Annotated in this window: 18 protein-coding genes and 2 tRNA genes; 7 read left to right on the top strand and 13 right to left on the bottom strand. The window is 44.6% G+C overall.

From position 1 onward, the window contains the following. Nucleotides 1–176 precede the first annotated feature (176 nt). From B3R91_RS01935 to B3R91_RS01910, 6 genes are all read right to left on the bottom strand, one after another. Entirely contained in the window at nucleotides 177–1,859 is a 1,683-nt protein-coding gene (locus B3R91_RS01935) for an ABC transporter permease (RefSeq protein WP_286796217.1), read from the bottom strand. A gap of 97 nt (nucleotides 1,860–1,956) precedes the next feature. Next, nucleotides 1,957–3,096 (bottom strand): Fe(3+) ABC transporter substrate-binding protein, encoded by a 1,140-nt coding sequence (locus B3R91_RS01930; RefSeq protein WP_286796215.1) that lies wholly within the window; start codon nucleotides 3,094–3,096, stop codon nucleotides 1,957–1,959. Nucleotides 3,097–3,313: 217 nt separating this feature from the next. Continuing rightward, the gene (locus B3R91_RS01925; protein ID WP_286796213.1) at nucleotides 3,314–4,081 is read right to left on the bottom strand and encodes a 16S rRNA (uracil(1498)-N(3))-methyltransferase; all 768 of its coding nucleotides are present in this window, start codon (nucleotides 4,079–4,081) and stop codon (nucleotides 3,314–3,316) included. A 20-nt stretch (nucleotides 4,082–4,101) separates the two neighbouring features. Then, on the bottom strand, nucleotides 4,102–5,682 hold the full coding sequence (locus tag B3R91_RS01920; protein ID WP_286796211.1) for a 3-deoxy-D-manno-octulosonic acid transferase: 1,581 nt from the start codon (nucleotides 5,680–5,682) through the stop codon (nucleotides 4,102–4,104). A gap of 187 nt (nucleotides 5,683–5,869) precedes the next feature. Continuing rightward, nucleotides 5,870–7,351, bottom strand: a complete 1,482-nt coding sequence (locus B3R91_RS01915) for a tetratricopeptide repeat protein (RefSeq protein ID WP_286796210.1) — start codon at nucleotides 7,349–7,351, stop codon at nucleotides 5,870–5,872. A 113-nt stretch (nucleotides 7,352–7,464) separates the two neighbouring features. Beyond that, on the bottom strand, nucleotides 7,465–9,117 hold the full coding sequence (locus B3R91_RS01910) for a cardiolipin synthase (protein ID WP_414707488.1): 1,653 nt from the start codon (nucleotides 9,115–9,117) through the stop codon (nucleotides 7,465–7,467). A 428-nt stretch (nucleotides 9,118–9,545) separates the two neighbouring features. Between B3R91_RS01910 and B3R91_RS01905 the strand changes: the two genes are divergently transcribed. Together B3R91_RS01905 and B3R91_RS01900 are read left to right on the top strand one after the other, a co-directional pair. After that, nucleotides 9,546–9,621: transfer RNA gene (locus B3R91_RS01905), tRNA-Val, on the top strand. Between the two features lie 51 nt (nucleotides 9,622–9,672). Continuing rightward, nucleotides 9,673–9,749, top strand: a tRNA-Asp gene (locus B3R91_RS01900). Between the two features lie 146 nt (nucleotides 9,750–9,895). On the opposite strand, the gene B3R91_RS01895 is transcribed toward B3R91_RS01900, so the two are convergent. Continuing rightward, nucleotides 9,896–10,333: a CopD family protein gene (locus tag B3R91_RS01895; RefSeq protein WP_102077377.1), complete on the bottom strand. Its 438-nt coding sequence runs from the start codon at nucleotides 10,331–10,333 to the stop codon at nucleotides 9,896–9,898. A gap of 60 nt (nucleotides 10,334–10,393) precedes the next feature. On the opposite strand from B3R91_RS01895, the gene B3R91_RS01890 reads away from it, so the two are divergent. Then, on the top strand, nucleotides 10,394–10,873 hold the full coding sequence (locus B3R91_RS01890; protein ID WP_286796206.1) for a hemerythrin domain-containing protein: 480 nt from the start codon (nucleotides 10,394–10,396) through the stop codon (nucleotides 10,871–10,873). Between the two features lie 174 nt (nucleotides 10,874–11,047). On the opposite strand, the gene orn is transcribed toward B3R91_RS01890, so the two are convergent. Further along, the gene (orn, locus tag B3R91_RS01885) at nucleotides 11,048–11,635 is read right to left on the bottom strand and encodes an oligoribonuclease (RefSeq protein ID WP_102077375.1); all 588 of its coding nucleotides are present in this window, start codon (nucleotides 11,633–11,635) and stop codon (nucleotides 11,048–11,050) included. A 227-nt stretch (nucleotides 11,636–11,862) separates the two neighbouring features. Here orn and rsgA point away from each other — a divergent pair, with 227 nt between their 5' ends. The 4 genes from rsgA (at nucleotide 11,863) to secB (ending at nucleotide 14,802) form a co-directional block, all read left to right on the top strand. Beyond that, a complete protein-coding gene (rsgA, locus tag B3R91_RS01880) occupies nucleotides 11,863–12,966 on the top strand; it encodes a ribosome small subunit-dependent GTPase A (protein WP_286796204.1) in 1,104 nt (367 codons plus the stop codon). Between the two features lie 164 nt (nucleotides 12,967–13,130). After that, complete coding sequence (locus B3R91_RS01875) at nucleotides 13,131–13,586, top strand: rhodanese-like domain-containing protein (RefSeq protein WP_144297732.1); 456 nt, start codon at nucleotides 13,131–13,133, stop codon at nucleotides 13,584–13,586. Nucleotides 13,587–13,880: 294 nt separating this feature from the next. Then, nucleotides 13,881–14,144 (top strand): glutaredoxin 3, encoded by a 264-nt coding sequence (gene grxC / locus B3R91_RS01870; protein WP_201541272.1) that lies wholly within the window; start codon nucleotides 13,881–13,883, stop codon nucleotides 14,142–14,144. Nucleotides 14,145–14,349: 205 nt separating this feature from the next. Then, on the top strand, nucleotides 14,350–14,802 hold the full coding sequence (secB, locus tag B3R91_RS01865; RefSeq protein WP_068407439.1) for a protein-export chaperone SecB: 453 nt from the start codon (nucleotides 14,350–14,352) through the stop codon (nucleotides 14,800–14,802). Between the two features lie 203 nt (nucleotides 14,803–15,005). Here secB and adk read toward each other — a convergent pair whose 3' ends face one another. The 5 genes from adk to B3R91_RS01840 all read right to left on the bottom strand — a co-directional run bounded on the left by adk (nucleotide 15,006) and on the right by B3R91_RS01840 (nucleotide 20,437). Next, the gene (gene adk / locus B3R91_RS01860; RefSeq protein ID WP_068407441.1) at nucleotides 15,006–15,662 is read right to left on the bottom strand and encodes an adenylate kinase; all 657 of its coding nucleotides are present in this window, start codon (nucleotides 15,660–15,662) and stop codon (nucleotides 15,006–15,008) included. A 228-nt stretch (nucleotides 15,663–15,890) separates the two neighbouring features. Continuing rightward, nucleotides 15,891–17,171, bottom strand: a complete 1,281-nt coding sequence (gene ccmI, locus B3R91_RS01855; protein ID WP_286796200.1) for a c-type cytochrome biogenesis protein CcmI — start codon at nucleotides 17,169–17,171, stop codon at nucleotides 15,891–15,893. Beyond that, nucleotides 17,168–17,704, bottom strand: coding sequence for a cytochrome c-type biogenesis protein (locus B3R91_RS01850; protein WP_286796239.1), 537 nt, complete (start codon nucleotides 17,702–17,704; stop codon nucleotides 17,168–17,170). The genes ccmI and B3R91_RS01850 overlap by 4 nt, the downstream gene beginning before the upstream one ends. Before the next feature lie 71 nt (nucleotides 17,705–17,775). Further along, entirely contained in the window at nucleotides 17,776–18,426 is a 651-nt protein-coding gene (locus B3R91_RS01845; protein ID WP_144297736.1) for a DsbE family thiol:disulfide interchange protein, read from the bottom strand. A gap of 1 nt (nucleotide 18,427) precedes the next feature. After that, complete coding sequence (locus B3R91_RS01840) at nucleotides 18,428–20,437, bottom strand: heme lyase CcmF/NrfE family subunit (protein WP_286796198.1); 2,010 nt, start codon at nucleotides 20,435–20,437, stop codon at nucleotides 18,428–18,430. Nucleotides 20,438–20,555 lie beyond the last annotated feature (118 nt).

The following is a 20,555-nucleotide window of genomic DNA, read 5'->3' as shown; positions in this document are numbered from 1 at the left end:
GACGGTACCAGTAAGCTGTTAGTGAATAAAACCTTTTATTGACACGGTTTTTAATATGGCTTTTTTAATATGATTCTTTTTCAAAGAGACTGTTTAACTACTATTTAACTAGGGCTAGTTGATTAAGGCTTTTTGATTATAGCGCTTGGATTATTGTTGCTTAATGATAAATGCGCTTAACTTTGTTTATCACTTTGACGCAGCAATATCCAAACAGGAATAAGACCAACCAGTACAATCAACAAACTTGGCAAGGCAGCGCGTCCCCACATGCCTTCGCTGGTCATCTCAAACACCCTTACTGCCAGCGTATCCCAGCCTTGTCGCCGCGTCATCAAGGTAATCGGCATCTCTTTCATCACTTCGACAAAACCCATTAATAACCCAGTCAATACCCCAGGGCTAAGTACGGGTAGCATCACTTGCCGCCAACGCTGATACGGGCTATCACTGAGTAATTTAGCTGCCGCTTCTTGATTGACAGTCAAGCGCTGTAACTGACGGTCGACCGGCTGAAAGCTCACCGTCATAAAACGCGTCGATAAGGCCAGCAGCATCACAATCACACTACCGGATAAAAACTGTGCTGAAGTAATACCAAAAGCAATGAGCTGATTATCAAGCCACGCTATCGGAATAAATATCCCAACCGCCAATACCGTACCCGGCACCACATAGCCCAAATTGGCTAAGGTAGTCATGAGTTTGGTCGATTTATCCGGATATTGACGCTTGACCCACGCAATAATAATTGCCAAAAATGCGATAAATATGGTGGTCATACTGGCAATCATAAGGCTATTGGTGACAAAATCAATATAACGCGCATCAAAGTCTTGCTGAAAATTTAAAGCGGTCCAATAAAGCAGCTGCAAAAATGGAATCAAAAACGCTATCAAAAACACCAGTATACAAAGTAGCGCCATGCCCCACTGCGCAGGTTTACTGGCTTCAAAGCGCTGACTACTACCCTGCGACACCGTATTACCGCGCTTGGCCTGCCAATATTGCTCAAACAAGACGACGATAAAGACCACTCCGATTAATAACGCGGCCAACTGCGCGGCAGTGGTTAGACTAAAAAATCCAAACCATGCTTTATAAATCGCCGTGGTAAAAGTATCGACATTAAAGACCGATACTGCGCCAAAATCTGCTAGCGTTTCCATGCTAGCAAGCAGCAAACCACCAATAACCCAAGGCAGCGCCTGTGGTAATGCCAGCCGAAAAAATACCTTACTACGACTTAAGCCAAGCATCTGCCCCGCTTCAATCGCGCGCCTGCCTTGTGATAAAAACGCTTGGCGTGCCAGCAAATAGACATAAGGATAAAATGCCAACGACAATACCAAACCTGCGCCCCAAACATTACGTACCGAGGGAATAGCGGTGGTAAAACCAAACTCCCTTAACGCCGTTTGCAGTGGTCCACTAAAGTCAACGATACCGACAGTGACAAATGCTAAAACATAAGCGGGCATCGCTAATGGCAACATCAGCGCCCAGGCAAAAAACCGCTGTCCCGGGAAGCGGTACATACTGGTGACCCACGCAAGTGCGGTCCCGATAATGCCGGAAATCACCGTCACCATCAGCAATAAAATGACGGTGTTTTTTAACACTTGCGGCAACACATATTGACGCATGTGCGTCCAAATATCAGCGACCGGCTGCGTCCATGATAATAGTACGATTAAAATCGGTACGAGCATAAACAACGAAATCAGTCCTAAGACTGATTTCGAGATAATACGTTTGCGGACGACATGGTCTTGACTGATAGACGAGCTTTTATTGTCGTTATTAGCTTCATTGACAGTATTGCCTTGTTTAGCAGACGCTTCTGGCGTTGTTATCATAAGTTGTTACCGTGTCATACGCATAATGACGCGATTAGATGCTAGATGACTAAACATCTAATCGCTAAAAACCAACCGCTCAGCGACTGACAGTCTGTTATTTATAACCCGCTTTATCCATCATTTGAATGGCTTGGGTTTGTAGCTCACCAAACTTCTGCACGCTGATACTGTCTTGTTTAAACGGACCCCAAGATCTGAGTAGCTCTGACTCATCGATACCTACTTTTACAGGATACTCTTTATCAGAACTGGCATAAAGACCTTGCGCCTCATCAGAAGATAACCACTCCATCAATTTAAGCGCGCCATCTGGATTGTCTGAGTTAGCGATAACCCCAGCGCCAGAGATGTTGACATGAGTACCAGTCGTACCTTGGTTTGCCCAAAATATTTTTACAGGGAAATTTGGTTTTTCATCAAGCAGGCGACCATAATAATAGCTGTTAGCAATACCCACTTCACACTGACCAGCGGCAATCGCCTCTAACATGCTGGTATCATCACTAAAGACGTCCGTTGCTAAGTTAGCTACCCAACCACGAATAATTTCTTCTGTTTTTTCTTCGCCCAGATTTTCCATCATGCTTGCAACCAATGATTGGTTATAAACAGCTTTTGATGAACGCAGACAAAGTTTCCCTTTCCATTTTGGATCGGCCAAATCTGCATAAGTAGATAGTTGGTCGGCGCTAACTTTGCTTGGATCATAAAAAATCGTACGGGCGCGCAAAGACAGACCTGTCCACTGACCTTTTGGATCACGGTATTTAGCAGGAACATTGGTTTCTAAGATAGTAGAAGACACAGGTTGCAATAAGCCCTGCTCCGCTGCTTGCCATAAGTTACCCGCGTCAACGGTTAATAACATATCCGCAGGCGTGTTTTTACCTTCCGCTTGCAAACGCGCCATCAATGGACCAGTTTTATCGGTGACCAGCTCAATTTTAACGCCTGTTTTTTCGGTATATTTATCCAATAACGGTTTAATCAACTGCTCATTACGTGATGAGTAAATCGTAACCGTTTGCCCACCAGCGGCCGTTGCGTCATCATTTTTCGCCACTTCTTGCTCAGTGCCAGATTGTTCAGCAGTGGTTGTAGTGTCAGCATCTACGTTTTCTTCTGGCGTCGATGAGTTACTACAGCCCGCAAGACCCAACATCATGCCAAATACAGCAATGGGTAAAGTAAGCTTACTAGAAGATAGATTTGCACTGATAGCAGTTAATGACATGGCATTCCCCATAATGGTGCTACGGATAAGTGAGATAAGACGACATTAAAATCATTAGAAAATGATTAAACAGCGGGATTAATAAGACCTCAATGTCTAAGACACATTATACTAATAGAAATGAGATTAATTATCAATACATTTATCTGGCCCTGCTGTGCCGATAAACTGGTCTAATTTTTAACAAGATATCAATGATTTATGTATCTGCCTGAGCTTAATCCTGACCTTCTAGTAACCACTGCCCTAAAATGACATTGACTGCGGCTTCGGTACGTAAGATGCGTGGCCCGATATTAACTGGCGTACATCCTTGCTCAGCAAGCAACTCAATCTCATAATCAATCCAGCCACCTTCAGCACCGATAAAGACCATACTTGGCAACAATGAATTAACTGACCTATGAGCTGGTTCAGTATTTTCTAGGTTTTGCCTATATTGCGCAAATGACAGCGGGCTATAAGGATGAGCAACGATAGCACGATTGGTCATTAAGTTTGCAAGCTTATCTTCAACAAAGGGTTTAAAGCGTTTTTGCAGGCTAATACGCGGCGCAATTGTGTCCACGCCTTGTTGCAGACCTTCTAACACAAACTCGTCAAGGCGAGCTAGCATTGGACTTTGCCAATAGCTTTTTTGCGTACGGTAGCTGTTGATAAGAATGATATCGTTAACGCCAAGCGCTGTCATATCCATGATTAAACGCCGCAATACCTTTGGCCTTGGCAATGCCAACACCACTATAAGATTAAGCTTTGCTGGCGGATTGTTATTCAGCTGTATATCGCTTAGTTGAATACTATCGGAGGTAATGGTTTTAATGATAGCGCTACCGAGCTTACCGCCAAGCTGACCAATTTTTAACCTATCGCCTACTTGGGCATTTAGCACTTTATTCACATGAGCAATTTGCGCTAAATCATTGATATACGCAGACGCGTTATCATGTTGAAAGTTGGTCGCTGGCAATAATATACAGTTCATAGCGTCACTTATATCCGCTGTTAATTCACGTCTTGGCTCAGGTCTTGCTCAAAAGATGGTTTAGCGTATTGTTCAATAACACCTTCAATCATCGATAGCTGACGATGTAAGACTGCTTGCTGTTGCTCAGTCATTGCTGCACCTGCTTGCCCTGCCTGTTTTGCTAAGGTTAAATGGCTCAGCCAATACTTTAGCTGCTGATAAAGAAGATTGTCACCATCATCTGAAGAAGATTGCTTACCATCAGAGTGACGCGGCTGAGAGACTTGGCCATTCGCATTAATCGCGCTATAAAACGCATTGTTTGGCTGATATAACGCCCCGACGCTAGCAAGCTTATCAACCACGCTTTGGCAAGACTGGGTATAAGCACCCATCAATACTGGCGTTGCTACGCTTGCCGGCTCAACGGGGTTGTGCCCGCCAATATCGACCAATGAGCCGCCTACCAATGCCACATCGGCAAGCGCATACCAGCGCATCAACTCACCCATACTATCAGCGAGATAGACTTGAGTATTTGCGCTAATGGCAACTTCAGCACTACGCCGCGCCATGCCCAAGCCAGATTTTTCAATCAGTTCTGCCACGTCATCAAAACGCTCTGGATGTCTTGGCACTATAATCAGTAAGGTATTGGCTAACAAAGGGTTAGATAGGATTTGCTGCTGCCATGATAATACGATCTCTTCCTCACCACTATGCGTGCTTGCTGCCACCCAAATCGGACGATCTGCTACGTCTAAATCTAAGTCCAAGTCTGCGCCATCGCTTACTATTTCAGCTTTTTTGGCACCATTATCATCATTCAGCTTCGGGGTATTAATGACCCATTTTAGCGAGCCTGCCACGCGGATTTGCGCGCTATGAGCGCCCAATTGCCGAAAGCGTTTTGCCGATTCATTATCTTGCGCAATAATCAAACTCAAATTCTTCATCATACTGGCACTGACGGCGCCAATTTTTTGATAGCTTTTAAAAGAAGACGCCGACAGCCGTCCATTGACCAAAACACTTGGGATATGATGCTCGGACAGTTTGGTTAAGATATTGGCCCAAAGCTCGGTTTCTACAAACAGGGCAGCGACGGGTTGTACATGTGCCAAAAATGTCTCAATCACCGCAGGACTGTCGACTGGAACGTAACTATGGCTTAAGCGACCTTGAGCAATATCATCGGCAAAGCGGCTGGCACCGCGCGCATATCCTGTCTGCGTGGTATTGGTCAACCATATCTGATAGCCTTTTGCCAATAGCGCATCCAGCAAAGGCGCGACAGTATTGGTCTCGCCTAAAGACACCGCATGGCACCAGATGACCCTTTTGCCATCGCTCTCTTTAAGATTGCCATTTTCGTTGGCAGTCGCATTAGGTTTAACTTTGGCATTAGATACAGGCGGCGCAGGATAGCGCTTACCAAAACGCTGCTGCACTTCTTGCGGATAATTATCACGCTTATGCGAGCGGCGCCATACTTGCAGACGATAGAGCGGTTTTAGCAAACCAATCGTCACCTGATAGTAAACAGGTGGCTTATAAACGGCTCGGCTTGGCTGAGTCGACTTATCAAAAGAAGGTAAGGAATTATCAGAAGATGGCATGAAGAAGCCCAGATTAGTAATGGATCGGACGATAAGAAGTGACGTTATAAAATGACAATAAGAGATGCCAATAAAAAACGCGCCAATTCTACCTGAATTTAACGCTAAACAATAGTTTTAAAGCACTCGCTATCAGAAACAAAGATTTAAAAACGAGGATTTAAGAGCTAGAATTTAAAATAAGCATTTAGACAATAATGAAGATTAATATAGCGACGACAATAATTACCGCAAACAATAACTGATAACGTTTGAGACTATGCTGCTCTTGCTTTTGTGTGCTAATCAACGCCTGCGCTTGCTGCCATTGACTGACCAAACTGGCCGCTTCTACATGACCGTTTTCGGCCGCTTGCTCAAGCCAATATTTGCCATTGGTCATATCTTGCGGTACGCCAAAGCCTTGATAGTAGAGCTTACTTAATAAACGCTGGGCACGGCTGTCGTTTTTGCTCGCTGCTTGCTTCACCCATTCAACGCCTGCTTCCATGCCAGCTACTTTATCCGTATTTATTCCTTCACCAAGCAGCTCATACATTGCCAAACGTAGCATCGCCGCGCTATTACCTGCATGGGCAGCGTCTTGCAATCTTGCTAGAGCTTGCTGCTTTGCTGCCAAATGCTGCTGTGAAAAGGCAACTTGCGCGCGCGGTTTCTCTTGCTTAGCAATATACTGCTCAAATTGATCCAAGACTTTACGGGCTTGCTCGTATTCTGTCTTGCCAGCGCTTTGGGCGACGTCTATTTCATCAAGCTCTATCAGCAATTGAGTAAAAAGCTCTGGAGTTGGCGCGAATTTTGTTGTTGGTTTTACTGCAACTTCTTTTAACGCTGCTTGTGAAGATACTACTGACGTAGTTTCTGCCGTTATAGTTTGTACAGGGGGGCTTTCTAATGAAGCCGTCGATAAATTAGCTTTTGCTAATACAGTATCTGCTTTAACAGGTTCAGGTGTTGATTGCAGCTCATGATGAGAATAACTATTATCAATATTGTCTGTCTGAATATCTTGTCTGCTATGCTGCGTCACACCTACTTCAGTCAATTTTTTATCGAAAGATTGCGCGTCATCTAAGGGTAATGTATAACTATTATTAATGGCGTTTGGCACTCTTGCAGTTACTGCTTGGTATAGTCCACTTGCCACCTGACCGCCTTGCACTGCTTGAAACGGTCTATCAATATGACCAAACAGCCGCATTCCTATCGGCTCTAAAGCAAAAAATAGCGACTCAGTCGTATTAAACTGATTATTAACCTCACTATCATCGCGATAAACCACGGCCATATGCTGATAAAAGTCATCGGTCAGTAGCGGCAAGGTAGGATAGCGCTTACGTAGCTCAAACTCTCCGAACCAATGCGGCGTATACTGCCATTGCTGTGCTAATACGCGCCCAGCATAAAATGCCAAAAATACCATAAAATTACGATAGCGCTCATCTATTAATAGCGCCGCTTCATCCCAGCTGCCCGACTTAACCATGTCACGGCGTATCTGCGACAGCAAAGTATCTACGCGCTGTAAACTTGCCAGCGATTCATCGAGTGTGCATCGATGCAATTCCGCTTCATAAGCCATGCCGCCGGCAACAAAACGGCCGGCTAAAAAATCTTGCCAATAGCCTGCTGCGATATAATCAAGGGGCGTTAAGGGCGATGCAGACATAAGGCGAGCCTATCCTTTAAAGTTGAGCGTTTTGAAAACCAACATTTCAAATAATAATAACAATAAGATGGTAATAAAAATAAGTAGTTTACCTTACCCTAAAATCAAAAGCGCTACAATAAAGGACTAAATAAGCGCACTACATTATCAAATAAGCGCTCTGCCCCGTGGCGCTCTTGCCATTCTTCTAAACTTAAAAACCGGCAGCTTTGCAAGTAAACCTCTTGGCAATCCGCAACCTGCGCGACCATTTCTGGCGTATAAATCGCTAAGCTGACCTCCATATTTAAATAAAAACTGCGCATATCAATATTTACCGTACCAAACAGACAATAATCATCGTCAATAACCACGGTTTTAGCATGCAGCAGTCCACCTTTGAATAAAGCAATGGTTACCCCGGCTTCAAGTAGCTCTTGATAGTACGCTTGTGAGGCGTGTTGCACCAAAAATGAATCCACTTTTTCGGGCACAATAACCGTCACCTCGACCCCTCGTTTGGCCGCGGTGGTCAGCGCCCCTGATAACGCTTCATCGGGGACAAAATACGGCGTGGTAATACGAATACGTTTATTGGCACGATGTATCACCGTCACCAACGTATTATAAATCACATGCGCCGTCACTTGCGGCGCCGAAGGTATTAGCTGCGCCAGCACATCCTCAACGACTGGCATACGCGGTATCACAATCGATGTCGACCCAATCTCGGGTAGCTCATCTGTATCGCTAATCTCGTCTAACACTTTAACGCGACTATTGATATCATTAATAGTCGGATTCATGACATAAAGCTTACGCGTATAGTTATTCACGCGGTGATTGAGCGCATCGAGATTGTCTTTATTTTCCGCGCCAATATCGGTGACCACCACTTTTGCCATCGCCGTGGCAATATTTATCGGTTGTTGGCTGACGCTACGTATCGCCACATCAATCCATTGACCGACATTTTTGTTTTGTTTAAAAAACTTCGGGTCAACCAAGTTAAAGCTACCGATATAGCCTATATGTTCGTCAATGACGATAATCTTGCGATGATTACGTAAATCTGAGCGTTTAAATAGCGTCTTAAACAAACCAACCGGCAGCGACTGGTGTACAAAAACCCCAGCCTCTTCTAACATGCGATGCTGTTTGCTATTAAAAAAGCTAAAACTGCCCACACTATCCGCCAAAATATGACACTCGACACCGCGCTGTACCGCTGCCATCAACGCGTCCATGACGTCGAGTATCTGACCTTTTGGATAAATGATATAGAACTCCATCAGAATAATGCGCTGAGCGGCATTAATGTCTTCAATCAAGCGCCCAAAGATAGCACTCGGCGTGGTCAATAATTGCATTTGATGATCAGGAAACACTCCAAACCCTGTCCAACGTGTGCCTATTTTACTGACACCGCGATAATTATCGGGTAGCAGCTCTTGTCCTTCATCAAACACCATTTGCTCACGCTTGGCCATATCATTCATCAGTAGCCGCGCCTGATTCATACGCGCACGATAACGCCGCCCAATCATTGGCTCACCCAATAAGATATAAGCGATAAAACCAACCAAAGGCAAAGTATAAAGCACAGCAACCCAAGCAATCGATACCCCAATATTGCGCTGCACCGAGACGATACGCAGGGTCATGACGATCATCAAAATCACGTGCAATATCAGACCCAATCCAGCAAAGTCTCCTACCGACCATGTCGTAAAGTAGTCTTCAATAGACAGAGCTTCTATATTAAAATTATCTATGCTCACCTCCATGACCCTATATCACTCAAATCATTCATCTATTTATTAGTTATTAGCCCGCTGTTTTATTAAGTAGACGCCCTATAAGTAGACGTCTTGTTCGTTAGATGCAAAAAGCCTTATCAGTATAGTGACTTTTAGCAAGCACGCAATAGCCAGCAATATAGCGGCTATATAGTCTATCATCACCCTACTTACAGCTTAGTTTGAGCGGTAAGTAAGTTTATTAGCCATAATTTTAAAAATACTTAAAATAATATTTGACAGTCATGTGTAAATGTATATAATACACACCCACAGAGCGAGGCTTTAGTTAGTTCTCTTCTGTTGAAAGTTATTTAAAGGGTGACAGCTTTGAATGTTAAAGCTTTCAGGAAATCCTATTTAAAGGATTTCCCTTGCGAAGCTAAAATTGCAGTGCAATTTTTTAACGCTTCTCAGGGTGATTAGCTCAGTTGGTAGAGCGTCTGCCTTACACGCAGAATGTCGGCGGTTCGAATCCGTCATCACCCACCACTCATTTAGCGAGTGGGTCTTTTAGAAGACGACATGCTAAAGACGACCTAAGCAGCGGTAGTTCAGTTGGTTAGAATACCGGCCTGTCACGCCGGGGGTCGCGGGTTCGAGTCCCGTCCGCTGCGCCATATTTAAAACTTGGTTTTTAATAAAATTATTAAGTACAAAGTTTCAACCTCAAGTATTCATTTACTTGAGGTTTTTTTGTGTTTGTTGATTTGTATTAGCTATTAATTGCTACTTAGCCTATATCATTTTATCTAAAAACTTCTCTTTAAAATCCCGTACGGAACAGCGTACCAACCACGACGAACGCCACTGAAAATAACGTCACCAGAATAATATTGATGGCAAACCCATTCAAATTATTAGCGGATAAGCGTGGTATGACCCAAAAGCGCGCATGCATCGCGACTAGTGCCGTCAGTAATAACAAACTCAGCTTTATACCAATCAAGACACTGATGTCATTATCAAAGGCAAACCACATCTCTATGTTAGGTAATATCTTATATGCCATCCATAATCCAGTGATGATTTGAATGGCTAATGCCGGCATACCAATTTTTTCAAACTGACCTTCAAATTGTAACAATGCGTCTAAATTACGTGAAGATAGCACTTTTGGCAACACCACTAATGCTAGTATTAAATGACCACCTGTCCAAATTGCAGCCCCGAGTAAATGCAAAATTAAAAGATAGTTAAACATAAAATATGACTCCAAATAATGAATCAATCATGACTTCTCGAAGCATTAAGGTATTTAATTATGAAACGCGCCAATCAATTGCAGCCGCTGTCACGCCAGCACCATCTTGGGCTTAATCTGTCTCGCCATGCCAAAGAAAGCTTGGATGAACCCGAAGAGATTGCCAAACATTGGGACAATCTTACCTCTTATATTAATGATATGGCTTACCACTTCCAAATTGAAGACAACTTAATCGCTAATGCTTTAGAGCCGTATCGCGCTACTGAATCCGATGTGGCGTCAGTACTCGAAACCCTTGATGGACAGCATAAGCAATTACATCAACTGATAAATACGGTCGAACAATCACAAAAATCGGGCAATAGAGAGGTCAGCGTGGCACAAGTTCATGAGCTTGGCACCCTATTATACGACCATATTCGCTTTGAAGAGCGCGAGTTATACCCGACGGTAGAAAAATATTTAACGGAAGCAGAATTAGATGCGGTTTATGAAGCCAGCTCTGATAGCATTAAGCGGCCTGATGAGGGTCGCTAATATACTATTAAAGGATTATCCCAATAAGCTTTCATTTAAAATATCATTGAAACAAAAAGTCCGCCAAGAAACGAGCCATATCTTGGCATTCGCTTCTTTGACGGACTTTTTATTTGTTCTTAAATGGTTATTTCTAAAGATTGATTTCTAAGACATCAATCTTTGAACATGACGTTAAGGCATCAACTTAAAGAAATGCTGACGATAATGTTTTAGTTCACGAATAGAATCGCGAATATCATCTAGGGCTAAATGACTGCCGCCTTTTTCGAAATTTCTTAGAATATCTGGACGCCAGCGGAAACACAGCTCTTTAATCGACGACACATCAAGGTTGCGATAATGGAAGAAGCGCTCAAGCTCGGGCATTTGGCGGGCTAAAAAGCGGCGATCTTGGCAGATTGAGTTACCACACATCGGCGACTTGCCACTATCGACCCATTTATTCAAAAACTTAATGGTTTCCGCTTCTGCTTCCGCCAAGGTCACCGTACTACGGCGCACACGGTCCACCAAGCCTGACTGCCCATGCTGCTTGGTATTCCAGTCATCCATTTTATTTAATATTTGATCGGATACTTTAATGGCAAACACCGGCCCTTCGGCAAGGACGTTTAAATCCTCATCGGTCACCACGGTCGCAATCTCGATAATCTCATCATTTAAGGTATCAAGTCCGGTCATTTCTAGGTCAATCCACACCAACCCTTTTTTACCTTGGTTTTTGATTTTAATTTTATTGGGATGGTCGTCGGTACTCATAAAATATCCTATGGTCAATAAACTTTGGCACAACTTGTGAGCCTTGTTAATCAATTAAACTAACTGTGAATGGTCATGCTCAAAATCACATACTTTGCGCTTGATTGGCTATAATGCCTAAAAATCTAAAACATTACAAAACCACTATCTGCTAGCGGCGCTTTAGGCTGTATGTTAGCAAATTTTCACGCTACACTTAGCAATATTTTTCTAATAGGTCACAATCCATGGCATTAATCCGGCAACGCAAACTGACTAAACAACAGATTCGTCGCATCGACAAACAACAGCTCGATAGCCAAGACAGCATCGATGACAGTTTGATGGATGGCGTGGTTATGGCGCATTATGGTAAGCAGCTAGAAGTACAAGTGACCAGCTTGCCAGCAGTAATTCCTGTGCAGCCCGAGATTGCGCCTGATGATCCTGAGCCGTTTTGGCAAGAGCTGGCGTTAGGCGATATTTGGCGTTGTCATGTGCGTACCAATCTGCCCATGCTAGCAGCGGGTGACCAAGTACGCTGGACTGCAGACCCTAATACCGGCTTTGGACGTATCGAGTCCGTCAAGCCTCGCACCTCGCTCGTTTCGCGTCCTGACCGTTATCATAAGCTCAAACCCGTCGCCGCCAATGTCGATATTTTGGCCATTGTATTTGCGCCCTTGCCTGCCGCTGCGCCGACATTGATTGATCGCTATTTGGTCGTTTGTCATCATGCGGGCGTAAAGCCACTATTGGTACTTAATAAAGCCGATTTGTTGGCGCAGGAAAACGGCGTCGATACCAGTGAATTATTGGCACAATACGCGGCGCTTGGTTACGAGAGCGTACTGACCTCGGTTGCGTGCCCTGAAAACATCGCTAATAGCGATGAGCAAATAGGGCTTGATGAGCTAAAGCGCTACATCGATAAGAAACTGGTCATTTTTGCTGGTCAATCAGGCGTCGGTAAAAGCAGCTTAATCAATGCCTTGCTGCCAGAGTCAGGACAAGTGGTAAATGTCATCTCTGAAAACTCAAAGCTCGGTCAACATACCACCACCACCAGTCGCTTATTGCCATTTAACCCAAATGACTTAACCCAAGGCGGCATTGTCGACACCCCTGGTATTCGTGAGTACGGTATTTGGCATCTCACCCCTGATGATATTATCTCAGGCTTTATCGAGCTTGCACCGCTGGCAGGTGATTGCCAGTTCCGCGATTGTCGCCATACCCATAACAGTAAAGGCTGCGCCTTATGGCAAGCGGTTGCGGACGGCGAAGTGTTGCAGCGCCGTGTTGAAAACCTTGTGACGTTAACAGAAGAGGCGGATACTAAGCCTTATTAGCAGATATGTCTAAAGGTTACTGATAAAGGAACGACGAGATAAAGTAACGACCAAGTCATCGCCCGTTTACTATAGATGACCTTATCGGTATAATAGCGCCTTGTTCACCATCGTTGGGCTGTTATCTCAGTTTGACCGAACACTTATATTTTTGGAGGTATGGTTTGGATCGTGCGCTGGAATTTGTGGGCAACCACCCGTTTTTATTTGGTATATTAGCCGTGCTTGCCGTGCTATTTTTTGCCATTGAAAATAAACGTAGTGGCAGAAAAATATCGCCCAACACTTTGGGTATGATGGTCAACTCGCAAAATGCGCAGCTGATCGATATTCGCGCCAAAAAGAAATTTGAAACTGGTTATATCCAAGGCAGCCGCAACATACCTTTTACTGAGCTTAAAGACCGAATTGAAGAAATTCGTGCGATTGAACAGCCAGTCATCATCGTCTGTGATATGGGCATCCAAGCAGGTGCTGCGGTACAAATGATTGGTAAAGACAATGTCTATCGCCTAGATGGCGGAATCGGCGGCTGGCAAGGCGCTGGTATGCCATTGGTTGGCATAAAAGATACTAAATCTAAAAACAAAGGTAAAGCCAAGCCAAGTTTGCATAAGTAAGACAAATCCTATTAGCTGGTCTTATTAACCAGCAGTACCAATCAAAAAGACACCTTTTTATCAGGTGTCTTTTTTTATACGCTAACTATGCTACCGTCAGCACTTTTTAACCAACACTGCTTGAATTTGCCATAGCCATCCCCACTTTATACGGAGGAGCAGCAAATATAGCTAGCATTTACGTATTGATAACGGATTATATTAATGACTACTCTATAATTTTTTTATCTTACTATTTATCCTATTACTTATAACAAAATTGCTCCCCCATAAATTTATAAATAAGGAAAGACCATGACTGTACCTGTGCAAGTTTATACCACTCCAATGTGCCCATACTGCTCAAACGCTAAGCAATTATTACAATCTAAAGGTGTTGATTACGAAGAAATCGGCATGCATGACATCAGCCGCGAAGAGCGCCAAGCTTTGATGCAAAAAACCAACAACTATCGCACTGTGCCGCAAATTTTTATTGGTGACACCTTTGTCGGTGGTTTCGACGAGCTTAACCAAATGAACCAACAAGGCAAACTTGACGAGCTATTAGCCGGTTAATCTGCTATTGTCCTTTTCTGTCTATTTTTATTGGTGTAAAAATAGACAGCGTTAAGAATAAAGCTTTGTGATAAAAAACATTTAAAAAAACTGCGTAAAAGACCTTGAGATAAATCTCAAACCTTAGTTTGCATTTATATTACAATGATATGTTGTTACAATGACAATCTGCCCTATTATTTGATTAACTTTTAGAGGAATGACCATGGCTGAAGAGCAAGCACAACCACAATTGGCACTAGAACGCATTTATGTAAAAGACATGTCACTTGAAGTCCCAGGCGCCGCTGTATTTACTAAAGAGTGGAACCCTGAGCTTGATATCAATCTATCGAGCAACGCTGAAAAGCTTGATGACGATCATTATCAAGTGGTATTAACGGTCAGTGTCAACGCTAAAAACGCTGAAGAAGCGGCATTTATCGCTGAAGTGCATCAAGCGGGCATTTTCTTATTAAAAGACATCCCAGAAGATCAAATCGGTCAAATCTTGGGTGCTTACTGCCCGAACGTATTGTTCCCGTATGCGCGCGAAGTGATCAGCGACATCGTAACGCGTGGTAGCTTCCCGCAGTTATTGCTTGCACCAGTCAACTTTGACCAAGCATATGCGCAAAGCCAACAGCAAGCGCAAGTTGATGCCCAAGGTAACGCGTAACTTTTTGCTAAAGCATTAGCTAAGCTGCATTTAAACAATAGTAGCTAAAAGCCGTTTACTGAATTTAAGTAAGCGGCTTTTTTATTGGTACTGGTTAGCATTTATTTTTAAGCATTAAAAAACCCTGCTGCTATTAATAACAAGCGGCAGGGTTTTGAATATAAAGGTTAATCAACACGTCTATCGGCGACGTTTAAAAAGTTTTAGCCTTTTAGTGCCGATAAGATTTGCTGTTTAACATCATCAATGCCTTGGGTGCCATCGAATTTGTCATATTTAGGGGCATCGCCGCCCTCAGCTGCTTTTTCTTGATAGTAACCAACCAAGGCAGAGGTCTGCTGTTGATAGGTCGCTAAACGATCACGAATGGTCGCTTCTTTATCGTCTTCACGCTGAATCAACGGCTCGCCCGTCACATCGTCGATACCTTCGACCTTAGGTGGATTGTGGTCGATATGATAAACACGCCCAGAACCAGCATGCTGACGACGGCCTGATAGGCGCTTAACGATTTCATCATCAGGCACGCTGATTTCAATCACATGGTCAATCGCTACGTTGGCATCAGCAAGCGCTTGGGCTTGTGGAATGGTACGCGGAAAACCATCTAAAATACAGCCGTTGACACAATCAGGCTTGGCGATGCGTTCTTGCACGAGGTTAATGATAAGATCATCAGAAACCAAACCACCAGCGTTCATCACATCTTTTGCTTGTTTGCCAAGTTCCGTACCTTCTTTGATGGCGGCACGTAGCATATCACCTGTTGAGATTTGCGGGATATCATACTCTTTAGAGATGAACTGGGCTTGGGTACCTTTACCGGCGCCTGGTGGACCTAGCAAAATAATACGCATCATTATACGACTCTCCTTAATAGATAGGATTTTGGGACTAATAAAACTTAGGGATTGGTGGGTTGCAGAGCTTACCTTACCTTGTGGCTTTCAAAAGCTCAAGTATTTTTAGTCTTGATGCGGCAAGTTACGATGACTTATCTGTTCATGAGATAAGATTGTGCGGGTTGTGCGCCGCCAAAAATATGACAGCGCGCATTTATTAAGTATTCAGTTTTTACAATATATCTATCAAGGAACTTGTTGATTAATAGCCACATTGACCTGATTTTGGTCAGCGCTAATGACAACAGGATTACCGCTTAAATCACCGGATTCAGCATCGGCGGTGCCGCTATGGCTGATACGGGCAATGACAGCAAGCTGGACTTTATCACCGCGAGCAGACGCAAGCGTACGTTCAGGCATCATGGCGTCTAAATCACTTAGACTAATAGTCGCCTCACCCTGTTTAATGACGCTAATCGGTAAACGCTTGGCAGCGAACGGTGGCCCACCTTTGACATCACGAATAGCGACAAACAACACATCGTCTGCCTTTACTAATGGTAGTAAGCTTGCATTAATAGAGACGGTGATCTCAACGCCCTCAGATGCCTGCTGCTGCTGCGCGCTGACGTTGGCACTCAATTCATCAAGGCTTGCCAGTGCTTGGCTATGGTCGCCCGGTTTGGCAGCAATACTGGCGCGCAAACGCTTAATCCAGCCTTGTGCTTGCTCAAAGTTATTGCCACGCGCCTCGCCCATTGCCATCAGCATTTGAGCGCCTTCATGCTTTGGATTTTTCGCTAGCACATCTTGTAAAACGCGGCGACTATTGGCATCGAGCTGGCCTTTATTGGCAAAAAAGCTGATTTGCGCATAAGTGGTGGCAATCTCTTCATTGCCTGGCGACAAACGATAAGCACGCGATAATGCTTCAAGAGCTGAGTCGGTTGCTTCTAATGATAAAAACAGCTCAGACAGACGCATCCAGCGATCAGGATCATCAGCATGACGATAGACGTTGGTCTGCATGGCACTGATAAGCTGCGTACCGTCTTCAATCGCCCAAGCAGGCGGCTGATCGATTTTACCAGTCAATAAGTCATCTGCCACTTGTCCGACTTTATCTTCAGCCGCCCATAAGTCAAATACTGACGTACGGTCACTGATTAAAAAATAAGCCAATCCTGCCAATACCGGCACCCATATCATGATAATCAAACGACTTTTGTAACTTGGCGCTACCATGGGCGTGACTGTGCGCTGCGCGTCCAGTAATTGGCGCTCAAGCTCGAGCTTTTGATTGCGGTAATGGACGTCATCGATGGTGCCGCTGTCTTTATCGGTTTGCAGCTCTGTTAGACGCTCACGGAATACGGCAACGTTGATGTCTAGCAGTTGGTTGTCAACAGGATTGTCGCGCAAGCGTGAGGCGCGTAGCCATGGCATGATAGCGATAACGGCCAGTAGCAGCGCAATAAATAAGCTTAGGGCAATAAATAAGCCAAAAGTAGAAAATAGGGTCATTTTTTGTCCTCTGTACTGGTGATAACAGCTTCGCTTTTAGCATTGCTACGCGACAATAAACGATCAAGCTCCGCTTTTTCTGCCGCCGATAACGCTGCGGAGCTGTCTATATTAACCGCACTTTCACCGCGCGCCACGCGCTGGCTACGTTTACTTTGCCAAAACCAGCCAATAATCAGCGCAATCAATAATAATGGCGGAAAAAACCACAGTATCCAGGTCGATGGGCGCACAGGCGGCTTGTAAGTAATAAAGTCGCCATAACGCTCTTGCATATAAGCGCGTATTTCCGCATCACTACGACCCTCTTTAATCATGTCGTACGTTTTTTGCTTTAAATCTTGCGCAATGGGCGCATCAGAACCTGCCAAATTTTGGTTTTGGCATTTTGGGCAACGCAGCTCCTCGATAAGTCCGCGATACTGCGCTTCTTGCTGCGGCGAATCGAAGTCATAAACGTCAATGGCAGCATACGCATTGAAACTGAGGATAAAACTCAGCAAGCACGCAAGCATTAAGCTGGCTAACTTTATTATAAAATTTGCTGGTTTTATGCTTTGTGCTGACAGGCTTTTTGATGACATCACTGTTAAAGGTATGGCGTTCACTTACACACCTCCTGAACCTGACTAGGATCGGGACTGACATTTTTCTTATCCGCTTCATTGAGCACCATCAAACAGGGCATGATGCGGCTTTGCCAGTTGCTTTCATTAATCTCACCAACAATATGCTGACGAATAATACCTTGCCCATCAACCACAAAGGTTTCAGGCGCGCCAGTTAAGCCTAAATCTAAAGCAAACTGCCCAGATAAATCCTGAATAGACATGGAGAATGGGTCGCCGCCACGATTTAAATATCCTAGCGCATCACCGATGTCATCTTTGTAATTAACACCAACCAAATTGACTCCGCGCTCTTCTAATTGCATTAAAAAAGGATGCTCAACGATACAAGTTGGACACCATGAGCCCCAAATATTCATCAAAAATGGTTGTTCGGGCAAATTGTCATTGGTCATCATACGGCTTGTATCGGATAATAATGGCAGCTCGAATGTCGGTACCGGCCGCTCAAGCGCAGTATTGGTGACGATATCCGTCGGCTGACCCAAACGCAGGTACAGCATAATAATAAAACCAACAAACACAATCAGCGGAATCAAAAACCATATCTTTATTTGGCTTTTTTTCATAGTTTTAGTCTTTTTATCTGCAGGCGCTTTTTGGGAAGAATTATTTGACTGACTCATGTTACTTCTCCCCTACGTGAGCTTCGGTAATAAATCCTGCTTTGTTGGCTGCCGTTTGCGTTGATGCCTTAGCCTTTTTAAAACGATAACGGCTATCGAGCATACTTAGCAGACCGCCTAAGGCCATGATAATCGCTCCAAGCCATATCCAGCGCACCAGCGGCTTGACATAAATACGTACCGCCCACTTATTACTGTCTTCTGCGATAGGCTCGCCCAGCGCTACATAGACATCACGCATGAGACTGGCATCAATTGCCGCCTCGGTCATTGGCATACCACTGATAATATAAGTACGTTTCTCCGGATACAAAGTTGTCACCGCGCGGCCCTCTTTGGTCACCTCAACCTGTGCTTGCATACCATCAAAGTTACTGCCCCTGACTTCATGGAAATCTTTGACCTCAAAGTCGTAGCCTTGTACGTGCACAGTTTCATTTTCGCCCAATGCCACATCGCGCTCGACACTCAAGGTGCTGGTAAACGCCACCCCGATGACGGCGACGATTACGCCAATATGAGCAGTTTGCTGCCCCCAGTAGCTCAAACGTAGATGACGTAGTCCTTTAAAGAAACTTGGGGCGTTTTTGGTTTTGTCTTTAAAATCGACTGCCATCCAAAGTAGTACCCAAAAGCTAACCGCCAGCGTGACGCCAATATTTAACATATCAGACGGGCTAACAAAATAGGCAATAATCGCTGCTAACAGCAGACTGCTGACCGCAATGACCATACCGGCGCCTAAGAGCGGACGGCTGTCTTTTTTCCAGCGAATATTAGAACCCATGCCCATTGCTACTAACAGTAGCCATGCTAAAGGTACAAAGAGCGCATTAAAGTACGGAGGACCAACAGAGACCTGACCCAAATTAAAGGAGTCAGCGATAATAGGATATAGCGTACCAAGCAGAACGACTAAGGTTGAGATTAAAATAATCACGTTATTAATAACTAAAAATGATTCACGCGATATCAGCTGATACTGACTTTCAACCGTCAGACGCCAACCGCGCACAGCAAACATCAACAGTCCGCCACCGACGATAATACCCAGAATGACCAAAATAACCAGACCACGCGTTGGGTCGGCTGCAAATGAATGCACCGAGGTAATAACGCCTGAGCGCACAAGGAAGGTGCCCAAAAGACTCAAGGCAAAAGCAAAAATGGCCAGCATAATGGTCCACGCTTTAAAGACTCCGCGCTTTTCGGTTACGGCCAACGAATGCAGCAAAGCTAAACCAGCAAGCCAAGGCATCAGTGAGGCGTTCTCTACTGGATCCCAAAACCACCAACCGCCCCAGCCAAGCTCATAATAAGCCCACCAAGAACCAAGGGCGATACCAACAGTCAAAAAGCCCCACGCCGCCAGTGCCCATGGACGCGACCAGCGGGTCCAGACAGCGTCCAAACGTCCTTCCCATAATGCCGCCATACAAAACGCAAATGGCACGGCCATACCCACATAGCCCATATACAGCATTGGTGGGTGGACAACCAAACCAAAATCCTGTAGCAGAGGGTTTAAATCGGCGCCATCGACGGGTAAATTTGGTAAAGTGCGATCAAACGGTGATGAGGTAAAGATTAACATCGCCAGCATCATCACCTGCACGCCAGCCAATATCACCAGTACGCGGGCGCGCATGGTCAATGGCAAGCCACGGCTAAAGTAAGAGACCAAGGCACACCAAGTGGCCATAATGGTCATCCATAGTAGCAGCGAACCTTCATGCCCGCCCCACGTCGCCGACAATTTATAATACCAAGGCAACAAGGTATTAGAGTGCTGGGTGACATAAACCAAGCTAAAATCATTAAAATAAAAGCCTGCCATCAATGACCCAAACGAGACAATCATGGCCGCAAACTGCGCCCACGCTAAACTCGGTGCAAGGCGCTGCCAGGCAACGTGGTCGTTCATGACACCAATGGTTGGTAATACTACCTGCAAAATCGCCAACACAAAGGCGGCCAGCAAGGCAAAATAACCCAATTCTGTGATTAACATACGGTCTAACCTTGTTTACCTTAATACGGTCATTGTTTATTTTAGAAAGCAGTATTTTTAATGCGTCTGAGAATAGTCAATAGTCGTTACTTTTAGACATTACGCCGCCATTGTCATG

This window comes from Psychrobacter sp. UBA6291 (assembly GCF_002439405.1).
Lineage (GTDB): Bacteria > Pseudomonadota > Gammaproteobacteria > Pseudomonadales > Moraxellaceae > Psychrobacter > Psychrobacter faecalis.
This window is presented reverse-complemented; position numbering and strand designations above follow the sequence as displayed.

What these genes read in the sequence shown, in the direction of transcription:
- B3R91_RS01935 (WP_286796217.1), bottom strand. Translation starts at nt 1,859, where the DNA reads ATGATAACAACGCCAGAAGCGTCTGCTAAACAAGGCAATACTGTCAAT.
- B3R91_RS01930 (WP_286796215.1), bottom strand. Translation starts at nt 3,096, where the DNA reads ATGTCATTAACTGCTATCAGTGCAAATCTATCTTCTAGTAAGCTTACT.
- B3R91_RS01925 (WP_286796213.1), bottom strand. Translation starts at nt 4,081, where the DNA reads ATGAACTGTATATTATTGCCAGCGACCAACTTTCAACATGATAACGCG.
- B3R91_RS01920 (WP_286796211.1), bottom strand. Translation starts at nt 5,682, where the DNA reads ATGCCATCTTCTGATAATTCCTTACCTTCTTTTGATAAGTCGACTCAG.
- B3R91_RS01915 (WP_286796210.1), bottom strand. Translation starts at nt 7,351, where the DNA reads ATGTCTGCATCGCCCTTAACGCCCCTTGATTATATCGCAGCAGGCTAT.
- B3R91_RS01910 (WP_414707488.1), bottom strand. Translation starts at nt 9,117, where the DNA reads ATGGAGGTGAGCATAGATAATTTTAATATAGAAGCTCTGTCTATTGAA.
- B3R91_RS01895 (WP_102077377.1), bottom strand. Translation starts at nt 10,333, where the DNA reads ATGTTTAACTATCTTTTAATTTTGCATTTACTCGGGGCTGCAATTTGG.
- B3R91_RS01890 (WP_286796206.1), top strand. Translation starts at nt 10,394, where the DNA reads ATGAAACGCGCCAATCAATTGCAGCCGCTGTCACGCCAGCACCATCTT.
- orn (WP_102077375.1), bottom strand. Translation starts at nt 11,635, where the DNA reads ATGAGTACCGACGACCATCCCAATAAAATTAAAATCAAAAACCAAGGT.
- rsgA (WP_286796204.1), top strand. Translation starts at nt 11,863, where the DNA reads ATGGCATTAATCCGGCAACGCAAACTGACTAAACAACAGATTCGTCGC.
- grxC (WP_201541272.1), top strand. Translation starts at nt 13,881, where the DNA reads ATGACTGTACCTGTGCAAGTTTATACCACTCCAATGTGCCCATACTGC.
- secB (WP_068407439.1), top strand. Translation starts at nt 14,350, where the DNA reads ATGGCTGAAGAGCAAGCACAACCACAATTGGCACTAGAACGCATTTAT.
- adk (WP_068407441.1), bottom strand. Translation starts at nt 15,662, where the DNA reads ATGATGCGTATTATTTTGCTAGGTCCACCAGGCGCCGGTAAAGGTACC.
- ccmI (WP_286796200.1), bottom strand. Translation starts at nt 17,171, where the DNA reads ATGACCCTATTTTCTACTTTTGGCTTATTTATTGCCCTAAGCTTATTT.
- B3R91_RS01845 (WP_144297736.1), bottom strand. Translation starts at nt 18,426, where the DNA reads ATGAGTCAGTCAAATAATTCTTCCCAAAAAGCGCCTGCAGATAAAAAG.
- B3R91_RS01840 (WP_286796198.1), bottom strand. Translation starts at nt 20,437, where the DNA reads ATGTTAATCACAGAATTGGGTTATTTTGCCTTGCTGGCCGCCTTTGTG.